This is a genomic window from Endozoicomonas sp. PH6C (assembly GCF_059322965.1).
This window is the reverse complement of sequence record NZ_CP185342.1, coordinates 3,230,202-3,248,366: the sequence shown is the minus strand read 5'-3', so window position 1 is coordinate 3,248,366 and position 18,165 is coordinate 3,230,202. Positions and strand designations below refer to the sequence as shown.

General features: G+C 43.7%; 11 protein-coding genes. 9 read left to right on the top strand and 2 right to left on the bottom strand.

Annotated features, from left to right (window positions below; genetic code table 11):
* Position 1: 1 nt before the first annotated feature.
* Both sixA and uup read left to right on the top strand, forming a co-directional pair.
* A complete protein-coding gene (gene sixA, locus ACOMG9_RS12150) occupies positions 2–445 on the top strand; it encodes a phosphohistidine phosphatase SixA (RefSeq protein WP_448217088.1) in 444 nt (147 codons plus the stop codon).
* Positions 446–683: 238 nt separating this feature from the next.
* Positions 684–2,585 carry an ATP-binding cassette ATPase Uup gene (gene uup / locus ACOMG9_RS12145; RefSeq protein WP_448217087.1) on the top strand — a complete coding sequence of 634 codons (1,902 nt, stop codon included), beginning with the start codon at positions 684–686 and terminating at the stop codon, positions 2,583–2,585.
* Positions 2,586–2,784: 199 nt separating this feature from the next.
* Here uup and ACOMG9_RS12140 read toward each other — a convergent pair whose 3' ends face one another.
* Complete coding sequence (locus tag ACOMG9_RS12140) at positions 2,785–4,182, bottom strand: hypothetical protein (protein ID WP_494530302.1); 1,398 nt, start codon at positions 4,180–4,182, stop codon at positions 2,785–2,787.
* 481 nt (positions 4,183–4,663) lie between these two features.
* On the opposite strand from ACOMG9_RS12140, the gene ACOMG9_RS12135 reads away from it, so the two are divergent.
* On the top strand, positions 4,664–6,382 hold the full coding sequence (locus tag ACOMG9_RS12135; protein WP_448217085.1) for a hypothetical protein: 1,719 nt from the start codon (positions 4,664–4,666) through the stop codon (positions 6,380–6,382).
* Positions 6,383–6,992: 610 nt separating this feature from the next.
* Here ACOMG9_RS12135 and ACOMG9_RS12130 read toward each other — a convergent pair.
* Entirely contained in the window at positions 6,993–8,006 is a 1,014-nt protein-coding gene (locus ACOMG9_RS12130; RefSeq protein WP_448215063.1) for an IS110 family RNA-guided transposase, read from the bottom strand.
* A 309-nt stretch (positions 8,007–8,315) separates the two neighbouring features.
* Between ACOMG9_RS12130 and ACOMG9_RS12125 the strand changes: the two genes are divergently transcribed.
* The 6 genes from ACOMG9_RS12125 to ACOMG9_RS12100 all read left to right on the top strand — a co-directional run bounded on the left by ACOMG9_RS12125 (position 8,316) and on the right by ACOMG9_RS12100 (position 18,151).
* On the top strand, positions 8,316–9,833 hold the full coding sequence (locus tag ACOMG9_RS12125; RefSeq protein ID WP_448216038.1) for an IS1182 family transposase: 1,518 nt from the start codon (positions 8,316–8,318) through the stop codon (positions 9,831–9,833).
* A 156-nt stretch (positions 9,834–9,989) separates the two neighbouring features.
* Positions 9,990–11,822, top strand: a complete 1,833-nt coding sequence (locus ACOMG9_RS12120; protein ID WP_448217084.1) for a hypothetical protein — start codon at positions 9,990–9,992, stop codon at positions 11,820–11,822.
* Between the two features lie 294 nt (positions 11,823–12,116).
* Positions 12,117–13,913: a hypothetical protein gene (locus ACOMG9_RS12115; RefSeq protein ID WP_448217083.1), complete on the top strand. Its 1,797-nt coding sequence runs from the start codon at positions 12,117–12,119 to the stop codon at positions 13,911–13,913.
* A 39-nt stretch (positions 13,914–13,952) separates the two neighbouring features.
* Positions 13,953–14,159, top strand: a complete 207-nt coding sequence (locus ACOMG9_RS12110; RefSeq protein ID WP_448217082.1) for a hypothetical protein — start codon at positions 13,953–13,955, stop codon at positions 14,157–14,159.
* 117 nt (positions 14,160–14,276) lie between these two features.
* Complete coding sequence (locus tag ACOMG9_RS12105) at positions 14,277–16,085, top strand: hypothetical protein (RefSeq protein WP_494530301.1); 1,809 nt, start codon at positions 14,277–14,279, stop codon at positions 16,083–16,085.
* A gap of 326 nt (positions 16,086–16,411) precedes the next feature.
* Positions 16,412–18,151: a hypothetical protein gene (locus ACOMG9_RS12100; protein ID WP_494530300.1), complete on the top strand. Its 1,740-nt coding sequence runs from the start codon at positions 16,412–16,414 to the stop codon at positions 18,149–18,151.
* The last annotated feature ends 14 nt before the right edge of the window (positions 18,152–18,165 follow it).

Below are 18,165 nucleotides of genomic sequence, written 5' to 3'. Positions count from 1 at the left end.
CATGAAACTGATCATAATGCGTCATGGGCAAGCCAGTTGGTCAGCGCCAAATGATCAGGAAAGACCTTTAACGGGCATGGGTCAGCAAGAAGTGCTCAGCACAGCGTCGAAGCTGACCCATCTTGGCATTAACAGGATACTGGCCAGTCCTTATCTCAGGGCTCAGCAGTCCGGCAGGATTCTGGCAGAAACGCTGGGCTGCTCCCTGGAAACAATGGATTGCATTACTCCAGACGACGATCCGCTGGCTGTTATCTCGGAACTGCCTGCTCAGGGAAATATCGTTCTTGCCAGTCATATGCCTCTTGTCGGCGCTTTAACCGGACTGCTCTGCGAAGGATCAATTCATCAGGGACCCGGCTTTATGACTGGCAATGCAGCTGTACTGGAAATGGAGCTTCCCGGTCCGGGATTGGCAACATTGGTTGAGATGGTCGTGCCCTGAAAACATTCCATTCTTCGCCACTTTGGCTAATCTTTCTCCAGGCCGCTTTGGTTAAACCGCTTTGTTCGAAACAATGGCAAAGAACAGCCGACCGCAAAACAAATATAGCCTTATCGTGAACTGTGGATTTTTGCCTGGATTTTTTGGCTCGAAACACTTAAGCAGGTATGCTTGGCGGCACTTTTAATCCTGTGTTATCGCAGTTGCAGGACGTTGAAAAGGACAGGTTAACTCGAGAATGCCATTACTAAGATTTGACAATATAAACCTTGCCTATGGCGATCATCCCCTGATGGATGGCGCTGAGTTTCAGATACGTAAAGGTGAACGGGTCTGTTTGCTGGGACGTAATGGTGCTGGCAAGTCCACCATGATGAAATTGGTATCCGGCAAAATCGATGCAGATGATGGCAGCATCTGGCGAAAGCCGGGTATGCGTATTGGCGTTCTGAACCAGGATCTTCCTGAGCAGGATGAGAAAAAAGTTTACGATGTCGTAGCTTCCGGCCTTGAACAAGTGGGCGATTGGATCAGTCAGTTTCACGAATTGTCCCAGAATATTCAGTCGGATGAAGATATAAAAGCTCTGGAAAAAGTTCAGCAAAAGCTGGAAGCTGCTGATGGCTGGAGTCTTCAGCAGAAGGTAGATACAGTGATTCAGAAACTGGGTCTGCCGGAAGAGAAGAAAATGAAGGAGCTCTCCGGTGGCTGGCGCAGAAGGGTAGAGTTGGCAAGGGCACTGGTGTGTGAACCTGATCTGTTATTGCTGGACGAACCCACTAACCATCTTGATGTTGTTGCCATTGACTGGCTTGAGAAGCAGCTGCTTGATTTTCAGGGCGCTCTTCTGTTTATCACCCACGATCGTTCATTCCTGCAGTCTCTCGCTACCCGGATTGTCGAGCTCGATCGGGGTATCCTGACCAGTTGGGACTGTGATTATAAAACTTACCTGGACAGAAAAGCCCATGCACTGGAAGTGGAAGCGGAACAGAATGCGCTTTTCGATAAAAAGCTGGCTCAGGAAGAAGCCTGGATTCGCCAGGGTATCAAAGCACGAAGAACCCGTAATGAAGGCCGTGTCAGAGCGTTGAAAGTGCTTCGAAATGAAAGAATGGAGCGCCGGGTAGTTCAGGGTAAGGCAAGCTTCTCTCTGGAGCAGGGCGGTAGTTCCGGTAAGCTGGTGATGGAAGCCAGGGGTATTTCAAAGTCCTGGGAAGGTCGGCACATTATTAAAGATTTTGATCTCAGGGTGATCCGGGGCGACAAGATCGGATTGATTGGCGCCAACGGTGCTGGCAAATCAACATTATTAAGTATTTTGCTGGGGCAACTTCAACCTGAATCCGGTTCTATCAAGGAAGGCACCAAGCTGGAAGTAGCCTACTTTGATCAGTTGAGAAATCAACTGGATCTTGAAAAAACGGTCATAGATAACGTAGCTGAAGGCCGTGAGAGCATCATGATTAACGGAGCCAGTCGGCACGTGATCAGCTATCTCGGAGATTTCCTGTTCCCCGCTAACCGTTGTCGTGTTCCTGTAAAGGCTTTGTCTGGCGGAGAGCGAAATCGTTTGCTGCTGGCAAGGCTGTTCAGTAAGCCCGCTAACCTGCTGGTCATGGATGAGCCAACCAACGATCTGGACGTCGAAACGCTTGAGCTCCTTGAGTCATTACTGGTGGACTTTGAGGGTACGGTGCTGCTGGTCAGCCATGATCGTGAATTTCTCGATAATGTGGTTTCCAGTACCCTCGTATTCCAGCCTGACGGCAGGATTAAAGAGTATGTGGGTGGTTTTGAAGATTGGCTCAGACAGGGAGGCGAGGTCAGTCAACTGGTTGCGCAAGCGCAAACCAGCAAGCCAGAAAAGAAGGCTGAACCTGAACCCGGCATTCAATCCCGGTCGGAACCGAAAAAGAAAAAACTCAGTTACAAGCTTCAGCGTGAACTGGATGCTTTGCCGGGAGAGCTTGAAACGTTAGAAGAAGAGTTGATTCAGCTGGAAGAAACTGTCGCCGATCCTGTCTTTTATCAGAGTGATCAGGAAATTGTTCAAACCACTCTCGCACGTTTGGAAGCCGTCAATCAAAATATTGAAGAGAAGATGCAGCGTTGGGAAGAACTCGAAAATATGAGTTGAAAACCTTCGGTATTAAGTGGGGAGTTAGCAGTCGTTAATGTGCAGTCCTATATCTGCTAGCATTTCACTCACAGCTTCTGTTCTTATTTATGTGGCCGGTGCAGAACATCGGCTATGGTTCTGCCCAGGCTGGTTTTTTCTGCAATGATCAAACGCATCAGGTTAACAAAAGTTACTTTAGATCAATGGCTGCCTATGATTACTTGCGAAGCGTTTGAAAATATTGCTGCCCTTTCTTAAGGATTTGAACCAGCTCATTCACACTGTAAGCATCGAATTTATTAATATCATCAATTATGGTGGGTGAAAAACCTTCTCGCAGAAGGAGTCCGTTCAGCAGAATACAGCCGATGGTTCTGGCATTCCCATCTCTGAAAGGGTGGGTATGCTGAAGATTCCGACATAGTTCAACAATGGCATGAATGATTGCATCCTGTCGCCGTTGGCTGTCAGTTTCAGTTATTTCTTGCAACTTTTTCTCAAAGGTTTGGCAATAATTTTTTGATAACTCCATACCTTTGTGATCTTTATAATCAAAATCAACAAGATATGTATCAGAATTCAGCCTTTCTATTTTTGGAAAATTGTTCACACTAGTCAGTCTCGTTATTTCTTCTAAACCATCCTCTGTCAAGTTTATGCCTCTTTTATAGAAAACGCTGCCTTCGTTCCAGGAGATGTCTTTAATGGCCACATCTTCATTGCTTGACAAAACCCCGGATGTTGTCAAAGTATGAATGGCTTCAATTTTACTGTAATCCAGGGGTTTATTAGCCAATATATTACCAACTTCTTTAAAGGCTCTTAGCATAGCGGCTGCGTACCCGGGCTCATCCTCATAACAAAACAGCCCTAAACCGTACACTTTCGAGTGATCCTCATCAATAAAAAGCCGGTACAGCTCTTCCACAGGAAAGCCTTTGCACTGTTCTGTGTGATCCAGCATGGTCTGCACTTCTTCAGCCTCCTCAGAAGCACGGCAAATACCCTTTAAAAGGTGATATAACCGCAAAGAGAAGCGCTTTTCACCTTTTTCGTGTTCAATAAGAGATTGTCGAATTTCTTCAATACTCATTTCTGAAAGAAGAAGGGCGCAAGCCTTACGTGTAAAAGCCCCAACCTTCTTATAATAATTAAAATAATTAGGCAGTTGGTCTATAGCGCTGACCAAGTCTTCACATTTACTCAGAGTGCTGTTTTCATTCCACTGAAACATGGGTACTGATTCAAAATGGCTGAGCCAGCCGTCCAGTCTGGCAAGAAAGTATGCATAATAAGTATGCCTCCGCCCTTGAACAACCGTTGCTACTCTTCCCAGATTAAATGCAGCTTTACAGTCGTTCACTATTTTTTCAAAACTGCGATCATTCTGTTTAAAATTATCGTGAGATAATCTGGTTATTTTTCTGGCATGTAACAGGGTATCAGGAGTTTGTGATGGATCCGGGTACAAGTGTCTCTTTTCGGTAGAAGGACATCTGCCAAAAACAAATCGTGACTGTTCTTTCGAGCCAAACAGATAGCGGTCTTTATCGCTCAAATCGTCTAATGGATGAATCATATTCCTGAGTGCAGTAGCAAAATAAGAAGGTATCATTGGATAGTTCGTTGTTATTTTCTGAAGTACGTGTCTCTCAATTTATTGATTTTTCTGTGATTCTGTCAAGAAAACTTAAGAAGTTACAGCCCGTCAACCAGACAGCTCAAGGTCTCCGGTCAGGGCAGATACTTATGATTCAATATACGTTCAGCAATGATATCAGGTACTCCATAAGCCTCGAGCTATCAATTAACTTGAACAATTCACCAAACCGTTATTTAAGAAAACACGATGGCTAAGAGCTGAGGTTACAGACGACAATATACCGGTGAGTGTCAGTTCAGATATTGGTGACTAAAGCTTAAAATTGAGCATTGCTGTGATCCTTGGACTACTTTATGAGGGGCGTTTAAAGACTAAGGGAAGCAGAATGATCAGTAACTCGCTGTCTCAGTTAACGAAAACAACGAGGTCCTCGAAATATCCCCATCGAAGTAAGACTAATCAGCTATTCGCAGCCTCCCTTGGTCTCGTTATCATGGCTTGCCCTTACTCAAAACTGCTGGCAGCAAACCCTTTGTTTACGCCATTCGATGAAAGATTTGTTGAAGAAAAGGGGGCCAAGGCGTCTGACTACTTATCCGCTTTAATTAACCATAATGCCCTTACGGGTAGTTTTCCTTTCATCACCCCTAATGATACTGATTTTATCTTTGCCATGAACTCCGGGAATGAGCATGGCATAAATAAGAGAAAGGGCCGGAAAAAACCGCAGGGAGCTGGAGCACCGCAGATGCAGCCATTAATGGACTTTCCACTCCGGCCAATGTCCCGTGCACAGATCGCTGAAATTATCCGGAAATTGAATTCAGGCCTCTCAGAAGACACCATAACCACTCTGTTGAACAATATTCCGGAAATGCCTCCCGGTGATAACCTGACCATTGCAGGCTTGATTGAGCAAGTGAAGATGAGTCTTCAAATTAACATTGACCAAAATCATAATGCAATCCTGGAAACTCTATCTTATATTCAGGGGACCCAGTCCCCTGTTAATCCGGGCAATTCAGAACATCAACAGCGCCTTGCCTGTTTTTTGCTGGCTTACTATGCAGCCATAAATTCAAGCAGTGCTTCCCCTCAAAGTGCCCATGCTTTTTTTACTTCATTTCTGCTTCATGCCGCTGATATGGCTGGAATGTCTGGATTCCTCCACCATCTGCACATAGCTCAACTGTTAGGTAGAAATAAACCGATAAAAGATAAAGCTTCTTTAAAAGAAAATGTTGCAATATCATCTTTGGTATTCTCTGGTCTGAAAGTCTTGGAAACAGAACGCATCAAGTTTTTGCAACAAGTGCTGGATCCCTCAGAGTCTGAGCAATCCAGTATATCAGTCGATGCATTACTAAGAGACTCAGCCAAACTGCTGAACGATGGCATCGACAGGAACGGAATGTCGAGTCATAAGCGACAGCTAAAATCATCCGAACGAATGCTGGAACTAATACAAGAATATGGTGAAGATAGACCTGAATTAATAGCCTGGAACTATCATTTCCTGAATTTGGTTGATGTCGTATGTCTGATTCTTAACCCTTTCGCGCCACAATGTGAATATCCGAATGTAAATATTGAAGATATAGAGGATTATTTTAGAAAATCAGGTAAGAATACGACCTTTTATTCCGGTAGAGAAAAAAGAAGGGATTTGTTTGAAGAATTCAAAAAAGTATCAATGGAAGTGATGCATGATCAAAACAATCAATATGTTAAATCATTTAAGAAATTGTTTTTATACATAAAAATATATGTAGCGCAACAATTGCACTTAACTTTTACTGATGAAAATGATTGCGACACCATAGTGGAAACCCTTGCTATTGGATTCAGGGCTCTATTGGAACAATCATATGATTTATTGGCACTGCTTCCTGATAAAGCTATTGGTTCCAATGATACTGTGCAGGTTGATGAAGTCATGCATGATGAGGCAGCTAAGGAACATGAAGGAACAGAGCTTAGTGAAGAAGAGAAGAGAAAAAGAAACCAGAAAAAACGAATAAAGTACTTAAAAGAACTCGTCGAATGGCTTGAATATTACTTTGGTACTAGTCAAATGGTTCCTGATCCTGCTGACAGTAGTGAATCTGAAAAAAATGATACTGACAGTAGTGATCTTGACAGTAGTGATTTTGACAGTAACCCTGACTGGACTGATTCAGACGGGAGCGATATTGACACACCGAAGCTGTAACTCAGTAAGTCAAATGTTCGCAAGTACGAAAAGAAGATAACAGGCTGTCAGCGGCCCGCGCAATGCAGGAGCCGTTACCGTGAAGGACTGGCTTAAAACAAGATCCTGAAACATAAATCTGAGTGTAGTTGTGATCCCTGGTCTACTTTTCTAGCAGCCTGTCGGACTTAAGCGTCCGTAGCGAGGATTGCAAGAAATTGAGGATAAAAATCTCTGTTTCTGAGGAGAATAGCGAGCTATTTGACGAAGAAACAGAGATTTTTAGACCAATTTATTGCAACCGCAGTAGGACAGTCTTAAGTCCGACAGGCTGCTAGGAGCCTTATATGGTCCGCCCCGTTTTGCAAGAGCCTGTTTTGTTAATTAGCAAACAAAGATAACTGCAATCATATATACGGCCTATTCATGAGGTCTAACCCTCTGGCCCTGATGGGTATCCGCGCAACCTGGCCTTATCAGTCCGACGGCCTCAAGGGTCAAGGCTCCTATCAGGTTTCAGGTTGCCGGTTTTTACCTGTTTGCCATCAACTGTACATGCTCATCGCAATCTGCGGGGGGGTCCCCTTTGATTAAGCTTATGCTTTACTTTGCCGCTGCCGCCTTTACTTCATTATGCAGCCTTGTAAACTTCATTTCGGGTCATGATGACCCAGACAATCCGAGCCATTTTATTAGCCAGACCAACGGCGGCAACGTTGTGATTGCTGCGCTCATTAAGTTGGCTAACCCATTTTTTACAGCGGTCATCCTTATTTTTGAGGCAGTGGAGTACCGAACGTGCGCCGTGTATCAATAATGTGCGCAGGTATTTATCACCCCGTTTACTGATGCCCAGCAGGACTGACTTACCGCCTGTGGAATGCTGTCTTGGAACTAATCCCATCCATGCGGCAAGGTGTCGACCAGATTTAAAATACGTCGCATCACCAATGGCTGCCTTCAATGCTGTGGCAGTGATGGCTCCGATACCCGGCATAGTCATCATTCGACGACATTCGTCGTCGTTTTTTGCTAGCTCCTGAATTTTCTGGTCATACTGTTGAATACGCTTGTCAAGACTGGCCAACTCTTCTGATAAACCATGTAGCAGCTCACGAGTCAGCGAATGGAGTCCATTTTCAGCATCTTCCAGAATTCGTGGAAGCTGTGCACGAACTTTACCAATACCCTGGGCAACTACAATACCTTCTTCCAATAGTGACCCCCGGATCTGGTTAACCAGGGCAGTTCTCTGATCAACCGCTTGTTGACGATAGCGGTGCAGAAGTTGCCAGGCCTGCTGCTCTGACGTTTTAACAGGTACAAAACGCATGCTGGGCCGTGAAGCTGCTTCTGCAATCGCTTCAGCATCGTTGTAGTCATTTTTGTTGGTCTTGACATAAGGCTTGACAAATTGAGGTGAAATCAGCTTGACAGTATGCTCATAGTTCTTGAATAACCGAGCCAAATAGTGAGCACCACCACAAGCTTCCATAGCGATAATGCATGGCTCCAGATTTGCCACGTACTCTAGAAGGTTCTTCCTGGACGACTTCTTTCTGATGACTTTGCTACCCTGCTCATCAACACCAAACAGGTGAAAGTTGTTCTTGCCAATATCGATACCAAGTACTGAAATAGTCATGGGTGGTTCGCTCCGGTTAATCCTGTTTAAATGGTTAACTCCATTTTGGCTCATTTGAAGCCGTTTAGGAGGGGCGGACCATCCCATTAGACCGAGAATAGTCTGCCCTACTGCGGCGGCAGCAAATTGGTCTGAAAATCCGCTTTTGTTCGTCAAATAGCTCGCTATTCTCCTCACAAAACCGAATTTTCATCCTCAATTTTCTGCCGTCCTCGCTACGGGCGCTATTCTCGGTCAGGCTCCTAGGAGCCTGACCGAGAATAGGCTTATCTGTTATGATAAGCCTTAAACCAACTCCGATGATGCCAGATGTCACCACCACCAAAATTCAAGGACAGCCCTGTTGAGTTTGACCAGCATCTGCTGTTCCCAACCAACATTTTCGACCTGCTTCCCAAAGACCATGATTGTTTCGTTTATGAAAGCATTTTTCAGAACATCGATACGTCTGAGGTTGAAAAAAAATATCACCACCTTGGTCAGCACGCTTACCCTCCAAAGCTCATTGTCGCTATTCTGATCTACGCCTATAGCCATGGTGTTTTCAGCTCCCGTCAGATTGAGCGACGGTGTCGACAAGATCTGGCGTTCATGTATATCTCACAAATGAACTGCCCAAATTTCAGGGTTCTGGGAGATTTTCGTAAGGAAAATCTGTCGTTTTTTCATGACTGCTTCAAACAGTCCGTCAAACTGGCCATGGAGCTCAAAATGGCATCACTGGGCCATATCAGCCTGGATGGCTCCAAGTTCAAAGCCAACAGCTCAAAGCACAAGGCCATGACCTACGGAAGGCTCAAGGCTAAAGAGGCAGAACTCAGTGCAGAAGTGGATGAGCTGATCAAAAAAGCCAGTCAGTGCGACCAGGAAGAAGACGACGCCTACAAAGCAAGCAACGGCTACAGCATTCCTGAAGACCTCCAGTTTAAAGAGGAGCGTCTGAAAAAAATCAAAGCGGCCAAAGAAGCCCTTGAAGAACGCGAAAAAGCCCTGAACCCTGATGAGCCTATTGACGACAAAAGGCAGATAAGCTTTGCAGACCATGATGCCCGGATCATGAGCAAGAAAAGTTACTGTGAGTACAGCTACAATGCTCAAATCACCGTAGATGCTGATAATCAGATCATCGTCGGCCAGCACATCAGCCAGCAAGCCAATGATGTTCAGGAGGCAGAGCCTGCTTTGGAAGCACTGTCTGAGACAACCGATGGTGCTGTTGTGGATAAGGTGAGCATGGATAATGGTTATTTCTCAGGGCCAAACCTGCATGTGCTGGATAAGCATGAAATAGATGGCTACATAGCCACCGACAGAAAAGAGAAGCCAGCAGATACCCAGCTTAAGGACTCTGAGCGTAAGTTTGTCAAAGCAGATTTTGACTACGATGCAGAAATGGATGTGTTTATCTGTCCGGCTGGGGAGAAGCTGATAACTAACCCAGACAGCAAGGCCAAGAGGCAGAGTTACCGGGCGAACAAGGACGCATGCAGGAAGTGTGTTTACCGTTCACAATGCAGTGGCTCAAAAAAGGATGCTGGCAGGGTCATCCGCACAGACAAGTTTGAGCCCGCGCGGCAACGTATGAACAAGAAAATGGAGACAGCCAGTGCGAAAGCAATCTATGAGCGTCGTAAGGTCATTGCAGAGCCACCGTTTGGTCATATAAAAAACTCAGGGTTCAGGAGTTTTAGCCTTCGTGGTAAAGAGAAGGTAGAAGCAGAGTTCTCACTGGTATGCACGGCACACAATTTCAAAAAATTTGTGAAGGCCGCTTCAACGGGATCAATCCGTCTTGAGAATTTAAAAGGGGTTAAAAAAGCGGCATAAAGGCTGTGAAAAGGCCTAAATTTGCAAAAATGAGCAAAATTACACCAAAAATTGGATGTTTTTTGCTCATCCTGAAATTTTAGAGAGCCTCTGGGGATCTAGTTACGCCATTCTCGGTCAGGCTCCTAGAGACATTCGAACACTTGAGGAGTTAGCATGATCAGCCACTCTATATTTCAATTACCAAAAACGACAAAGTCATCCATATTGTCCAATCGTGCTAAGACTAATCAACTAGTCGCAGGTTCCCTTGGTATTATTATGGCTTGCCACTGTTCAATATTGCTGGCAGTAAACCCTTTATTAACGCCGGTGGATGAAAGATTTTTTGAAAGAAAGGGGACAAAAGAGTCTGACTTCCTATCCGATTTGATTGACCATAATATTCTTACAGGCAGGCTTCCTTTAGTCACTCCAAGTGATACCAATCTTATCTTTGCCATGCACACCGGGAATGAGCCAGACGTCAATGAGAGTGAGGTTCAGGAACAACTGCAAGGAGCTGAAGCAGCGCAGATGCAGCCTTTGATGAACCTTCCGCTGCCGCCAATGTCCCGCGAACAAATTGCAGAAATTATCCGTAAATTGAACTCAGGCCTCTCAGAAGACACTCTAAACACTCTGTTGAACAACATTCCCGAAATGCCCCCTGCTGAGAACCTGACCATTGCGAGCATGATTGAGCAAGTTAAGGCTAGTCTTCACGTTGACGTTAACCAAAATCAGAATGCGATCATAGTAGCTCTATCTCATATTCAGGGTACCAAGTCTCCTGTCAATCCGAACAATTCGCAACAACAAATGAGTCTCGCTTATTTGATGCTGGCTTACTATGGAGCCATAAATTCAAGTGGTGCTTCTATGTACAGAGCCCATGTTTTTTTTAATTCATTCATGCTTCACGCTGCTAACATGGCTGGAATATCTATACTTCACAGGCAAAAAACCAAACTATTAGCTGAAAATAAACCGATAAAAGACAAAGATGTTTTAAAAGGTAATGTTGCAAAATTATATCCAGTATTTTACGTTCTGGAATCTTTAGAAAAAGAGCGCATTATCTTTTTGCAACCATCTGAGGATCTATTTGAAGATCCATTTGAGGACCCCTCAGTTGAGTCAATTGATGCCTTACTGTGTGACGCTGGCAAACTGCTCAATAATGACCTTGATAGGAACGAAATATCGATGTATAAGCGACAGCGAACGTCAGCTGAGCGAATGTTGGAGCTTATCGTAAAATATGGTGAAGATGAACCTGAATTAGTAGCCTGGAACTATCAGTTCTTGAATTTAATTGATCTCATTGGACTGATGCTTGACCCTTTCGCTTCGGAAAAAATAGACCTGATAGCAAAGATTGATAACATAGACGTCTATTTTAGAAAATCAGATATGAGGGCAACCTTTATTTCCCATGGGAGTGGAAAAAGCAGGGAGTTGCTGACAGAAATAAGAAAAGTAATAGTAGACGCAATGCTCGACGAAGAAAATCAAAATCATAAATCATTTAAAATAGTGATTGAATACTTAAAGTCCTATATAGCGGGACAACTGCATGTTGCTTTTACTAACGAAAAGCATCATCAAGTTATAGTGGAAACCCTCACCAAAGGGTTAAAGGCCCTGCATCAACAATCATATCAATTATGGGTAATGCTTTCTGATACAACTAATGGCACTGATATCTCTGAGCAAGCTGGCGAAGCCAGATATGATGAGGCAGCAAAAAGACAAGAAGACAAAGAGCTTAGTAAAAAAGAGAGGAGGAAAAAATACCTGAAAAAGCGGCTAAAGCACTTGAATGAATGTGTACAATGGCTCGATTGCTTCTTTGGTAGTAGGACATGTGTTCCTGATTACCCATACACTAGTGAATCTGAAAGAAGTGATACTGATAGTAGTGATTCCAGGAGTTGCTCTGACGGGAGCGATTCTGAACTTGCTACGGGGTCGCCTAGACGGGGTCGCCTAGACGGGGTCGCCTAGACGGGGTCGCCTAGACGGGGTCGCCTAGACGGGGTCGCCTAGACGGGGTCGCCTAGACGGGGTCGCCTAGACGGGGTCGCCTAGACGGGGTCGCCTAGATGGGGTCGCCTAGATGGGGTCGCCTAGATGGGGTCGCCTAGATGGGGTCGCCGAGACGGACGCTTAAGCCCGACAGTCTCCCAAAGACGACAATGAACCGATGAGTGTCAGATCTGATATTCGTGACCAGAATTGAGCATTATTACCATCCCTGGTCTACTTTGTATGGGGTCCTTAAACCTTTAAGTAACTAGAATGATCAGCTACTCCATTTTTGAATTCTCAAAAACAACAAGGCTATCAATCACCCATCGTACCAGGGCTAATCAGCTAGTCGCAGGCTCCTTTGGTATTATTATGGCTTGCCACTGCTCAATATTGCTGGCAACAAACCCTATATTAACGCCGGTTGATGAAAGATTTTTTTTAGAAAAGGGAACAAAAGAGTCTGACTTTCTATCTGATTTGATTAACCATAATTCACTTGCAGGGGGGGGTCCTTTAGTCACCCCAAATGATACCAATCTTATCTTTGCCATCAACATCAGGAATGAGCCAGACGTCAATGAACGTCAGGTTCAGGAACAACCGCAGGGAGCTGTAGCACTGTATATGCAGCCTTTGATGAACTTTTCGCTCCCGCCAATGTCCCGTGAACAAATTGCTGAAATTATCCGTAAATTGAATGTAGGACTTTCAGAAGTCACAGTAACTACACTGTTGAACAATATTCCGGAAATGCCCCCCGGTGATAACCCGACCATTGCCAGCATGATTGAGCAAGTGAAGGCTAGTCTTAACGTTGACGTTAACCCAAATCAGAATGCAATCATAATAGCCCTGTCTTATACCCAGGGTGCCGGGTCTCCTGTCAATCCTTTTAATTCGCATGACATGGAGAACCTCGCCTATTTGCTGATGGCTTACTATGCAGCCATAAATTCAAGTAGTGTTTCCTCTCAAAGGGCTCGTACTTTTTTTACTTCATTCCTGCTTCACGCTGCTGAAATGGCTGGAATATCAAGACTCCACTGGCATAAAGATCTACTGTTAGGTAATGGTAAACCGATAAAAGATAAAAATGTTTTAAAAGAAAATGTTGCAAAATCATCTTCAGTCTTTTCTGGTATCAGATCTTTAGAAGCAGAGCGCATTAAGCTATTGGAACAATTGAAAGATCCCTTAGAATCTGAGCAACCCAATGTACCAGTCGAGGCATTACTGAGAGACACTGCTAAATTACTCAACCATAATATTGATAGTTACAGAATACCGATGTATAAGCGACAGCAAACATCAGCTGAGCACATGCTGGAGCTAATACAAGAATATGGTGGCGAAGAACCTGAATTAGTGGTTTGGGGAAATCAGTATCTGAATCTGATTGATGCCATTAGCCCGATGCTTGACCCTTTTGATCCAGAAGAGAGAGGCGTGATTACACATATTTTTGACATGGAGGAATATTTCAAAAAAACAGGTAAAAAGACAACCTTTTATAATTATAAGAGTAAAAAAAGGAAATTACTTAAACAAATCAAACAAGCAATGGCAGATGAATTATTTGGCCAGGAAAATTTAGACTCTAAATCATTTCTAAAAGTGTTGGTACAGATGAAGTTTTATATATGCCAACAACTACACGTGGCTTTTCCAGATGAAAATGAATTTCAAGTCATACAGGAAACCATCACTAAAGGATTTAAGGCCCTGCAGTTGCAATCATATGATTTAGTGGAAGCGCTTGACAGGTCTATCAGGTCTGATGTCGCTGAGCCAGCTGACGATACCATGCAAGACCAGGCAGCAAGCGGACAAGAAGACAAAGAGCTTGGCAAAGAAGAGAAGAAGAGGAAAAGAAAGCGCCTGAAAAAACGGTTAAATCACTTGGATGAATTTGTGCAATGGCTCGATTATTTCTTTGGTAGACGTCTCTCTGTTCCTGATCATTGTTGGAGTAGTGATTCTGATAGTGAGGATTCCAGATGTTATTCTAACAGCAGTGGTTCTGACAAGGATGATGTTGACAAGCCAGAAGGTGTAATTCGGTAAGTAAAATGTTCTCAAGTAAGAAAAAATTTCCTTTTTCCAGTGAACATTTGTCGTGTTCCTGTTAAGGCATTGACCGCCGGGGAACTCAGCCGCTTGCTGGCTGGCAAGACTGTTCGGGAGGTCAGCCAATCTGTTGGCCATAAACGAGGCTGCAACGAACTGGATGTTGAAATGCTTGAGCTGCCCTGGCCACTGCTGAAATTCTGGAATCAGGTAAAGTACGCTCTATGGAGAGCAGGTCGTTAGAATCAGACCACAACAATGAACCGGTGAGTGTCAGGTCTGATATTCGTGACCAGAATCGGGCATTATTGCGATCGTTGGTCTACTTTACGAGGGTTCCTCAAACCTTTAGGAAGTAGAATGCTCAGCCAGTCCATTTCTCAATTATCAAAAACAACAAGGCTATCAATATTTACCCATCGTACCAGGGCGAGTCAGCTAGTTGCAGGTTCACTCGGTATTATTATGGCTTGCCACTGCTCAACATTGCTGGCAGCAAACCCTTTATTAACGCCGGTGGATGAAAGATTTTTTGCAGGAAAGGGAACAAAAGAGTCTGACTTTCTATCCGATTTGATTAATCATAATGCTCTTACAGGGAGGTTTCCCTTAGTCACCCCGAATGATACCAATCTTATCTTTGCCATGAACACCGAGAATGAGCTAGACGTCAATGTGAGTGAGGTACAGGAGGAACCGCAGGGAGCTGAAGCACCGCAGATGCAGCCTTTGATGAACCTTTCGCTGCCGCCAATGTCCCGCGAACAAATTGCAGAAATTATCCGCAAATTGAATTCAGGCCTCTCAGAAGACACTCTAACCACTTTGTTGAGTAACATTCCGGAAATGCCCCCGGGTAATAATCTAACCATTGCAACTATGATTGAGCAAGTAAAGGCCAGTCTTCACGTTGACCTCGATGAAAATCAGAATGTAATCATGAAAACTTTATCTTATCTCCAAAGTACCCTGTCTCCTGTCGATCTTAACAATTCGCAACAACAAGAGAACCTCGCGTATTTGCTGGTGGCTTACTATGCAGCCATAAATTCAAGTGGGGCTTCTTCTCAAAGGGCCCATGTTTTTTTTACTTCATTCCTGCTTCACGCTGCTGAAATAGCTGGAATATCCAGACTCCACTGGTATAGAGATGCATTGTTAGGTAAACGTAAACCGATAGAAGATAAAAATGTTTTAAAAGAAAATGTTGCAAAATCATTTTCAGTCTTTTCTGGTTTGAAATCTTTTGAAACAGAACACATTAAGCTTTTGCAACAATTGGAGAATCCCTTAGAGTCTGGACAACCCGATAATGTATCAGTCGATGGATTATTAAGCGGCGCTGTTAAATTGCTCAATCATGACATTGACAGGCACGGAATACCAAAATATGTACGACAGCGAAGATCAGCTGAGCAAATGCTGTGGCTAATACAAGTACATGGTGGCTTAGGACCTGAATTAGTGGCTTGGGGCCATCAGTTCTTGAAGCTGATTGATATCATAAGTCTGATGCTTGACCCTTTCGATCATATAAGGTTAATAGACCTAACTACAGCTATTGATAACATAGAGGAATATTTCAGAGCATCAGGTAAAAAGACAACCTTTTATAACCATGAGCACATAACAAAGAATTTATTTGAAGAAATCAGGAAAGGAATAGTAGCAATAATGATTGACCTGGGGGATCTGGAACCTGAATCATTTCTAAAACTGTTGATACACATCAAATATTATATATGCCAAGAATTACACGCAGCTTTTCCTGATGAAAATGAATATCACGCCATACTGGCAACCCTCACTATAGGATTTAAGGCTCTGGTGGTGCAATCAATTGATTTATGGCAACTGCTTCCTGATACAACTATTGGCTCTATAGAACCTGAACAAGCTAACGAAGCCACGGATGACGAGGTAGCAGAGTTACAGAAAAAAGAACTGATAAAACGTCTGAATGACGAGGCAGCAAAGTTAGAGAAAAGAGTCCTGATGAAACGTATGGAGTCATTGGATGAATTCTCGAAATGGCTTGATTATTTAATTGGTTGGAGTACGGAGGTTTCTGAATTCGATTACCAGAGTGAATCTGAAAGAAGTTACACTGATGGTAGTGATTCCAGCAGTTATTCTGACTGGAGTGATTCTGAACAGGATTGGTATTGACACAGCAGAAGGTGTAAATCCAAGGCAGCAACTGCTCCTGCGTTGCTCTGGCTCCTGCATTCATACTGTCGTTCGGTTGCGATAAATGGGTCTGAAAATTTCTCGCAATCCTCGCTATGGGGTCGCCTAGACGGGGTCGCCTAGACGGGGTCGCCTAGACGGGGTCGCCTAGACGGGGTCGCCTAGACGGATGCTGAAGTCTGACAGTCTCCCAGAGACGACAATGAGCCGGTGAGTGTCAGATCTGATATTCGTGACAAGAATTGAGCATTATTGTGATCCTTGGTCTACTTTCCGAGGGTGCTTCAAACCTTTAAGGAAGTAGAATGATCAGCCACTCCATTTCTCAATTATCAAAAACAACAAGGCTATCAATATTCACCCATCGTACCAGGGCAAGTCAGCTAGTCGCCGGTTCTCTTGGTATTATCATGGCTTGCCCCTGTATGGCATTGCTGGCAGCAAATCCTTTATTAACACCGGTGGATGAAATATTTTTTGAAGGAAAGAGAGCAAAAGAGTCCGACTTTCTATCCGACTTGATTAACCATAATGCTCTTACGGGGAGGTTTCCCTTAGTCAACCCAAATGATACCAATCTTATTTTTGCCATGAACACCGGGAGTGAACAAGACGTCAATGAGATTGAGGTTCAGGAAGAACCGCAGGGAGCTGAAGCAGCGCAGATGCAGCCTTTGATGAACCTTTCGCTGCCGCCAATGTCCCGTGAACAAATTGCAGAAATTATCCGCAAATTAAACTCAGGCCTCTCAGAAGACACTCTAACCACTTTGTTAAATAACATTCCGGAAATGCCCCCGGGTAATAATCTGACCATTGCAGGCATGATTGAGCAAGCCAAGGCTAGTCTTCACGTTGACCTTGATCAAAATCAGAATGCAATCATGGAGGCTCTATCTTATCTCCAAGGTACTCTGTCTCCTGTCGATCTTAACAATTCGCAACAACAAGAGAGCCTCGCGTATTTGCTGTTGGCTTACTATGCAGCCATAAATTCAAGCGGAGCTTCCTCTCAAAGGGCCCATGTTTTTTTTACTTCATTCCTGATTCACGCTGCTGAAATAGCTGGAATATCCAGGCTTTACTGGCATAAAGATGAGCTGTTAGGTAAAAGTAAACCGATAAAAGATAAAAATGTTTTAAAAGAAAATGTTGCAAAATCGTCTTCAGTCTTTTCCGGACTGAAATCTTTTGATACAGAACGCATGAAACTTTTGCAGCAATTGGAGGCACCCTTAGAGTCTGGGCAAGCCAATAATGTATCAGTCGATTCATTATTAAGAGACGCTACCAAACTCCTCAGCAATAACATGAATAGTCATAGAATAGCGGTCTATAAGCGACAGCAAAGATCAGCTGATCATATGCTGGAGCTAATACAAGAGTATGGTAATGAAGAACCTGAATTAGTGGCTTGGGGTAATCAGTTCTTGAAACTGATTGATATCATAAGTCCGATGCTTGACCCTTTCGAACATTCAAGGTATCCATCCGCAATAAATGATGTTGTTAATATAAAGAAATATTTCAGAACATCAGGTAAAGCGATAACCTTTTATAACTATAAGCGCAATGAAAAGGAATTATTTCAACAAATGAAATTTGGAATGACTGTAACATACAATAGTATTGGAAACCTGGATCCTGAATTATTTCGAAAACTATTGGTACAAATCAAATATTATATAAACCAACAATTACACAGAGCTTTTCCTGATCAAAATGATTATCGCGTCATACTGACAATCCTCACTGTCGGATTTAAGGATCTGATGTTTCAATCATTTGAATTATGGGAACTGCTTCCTGACACAACTATTGGCTTGCTTCCTTCTGACACAACTATTGGCTCTAATGACGCTGAACAAGCTAATGAAACCATGGACGAGGCAGCAAAGTTACAGAGAAAAGAACTGAGAAAACGTCTACGTGACGAGAGAGCAAAGTTACAGAAAAGAGATCTGATAAAACGTGTGTATTATTTGATGAAATTCACGGAGTGGCTCGATTATTTAAAGAAGATGCGAACAAGTCCTCAACCATGAGATAGTATTTTTAT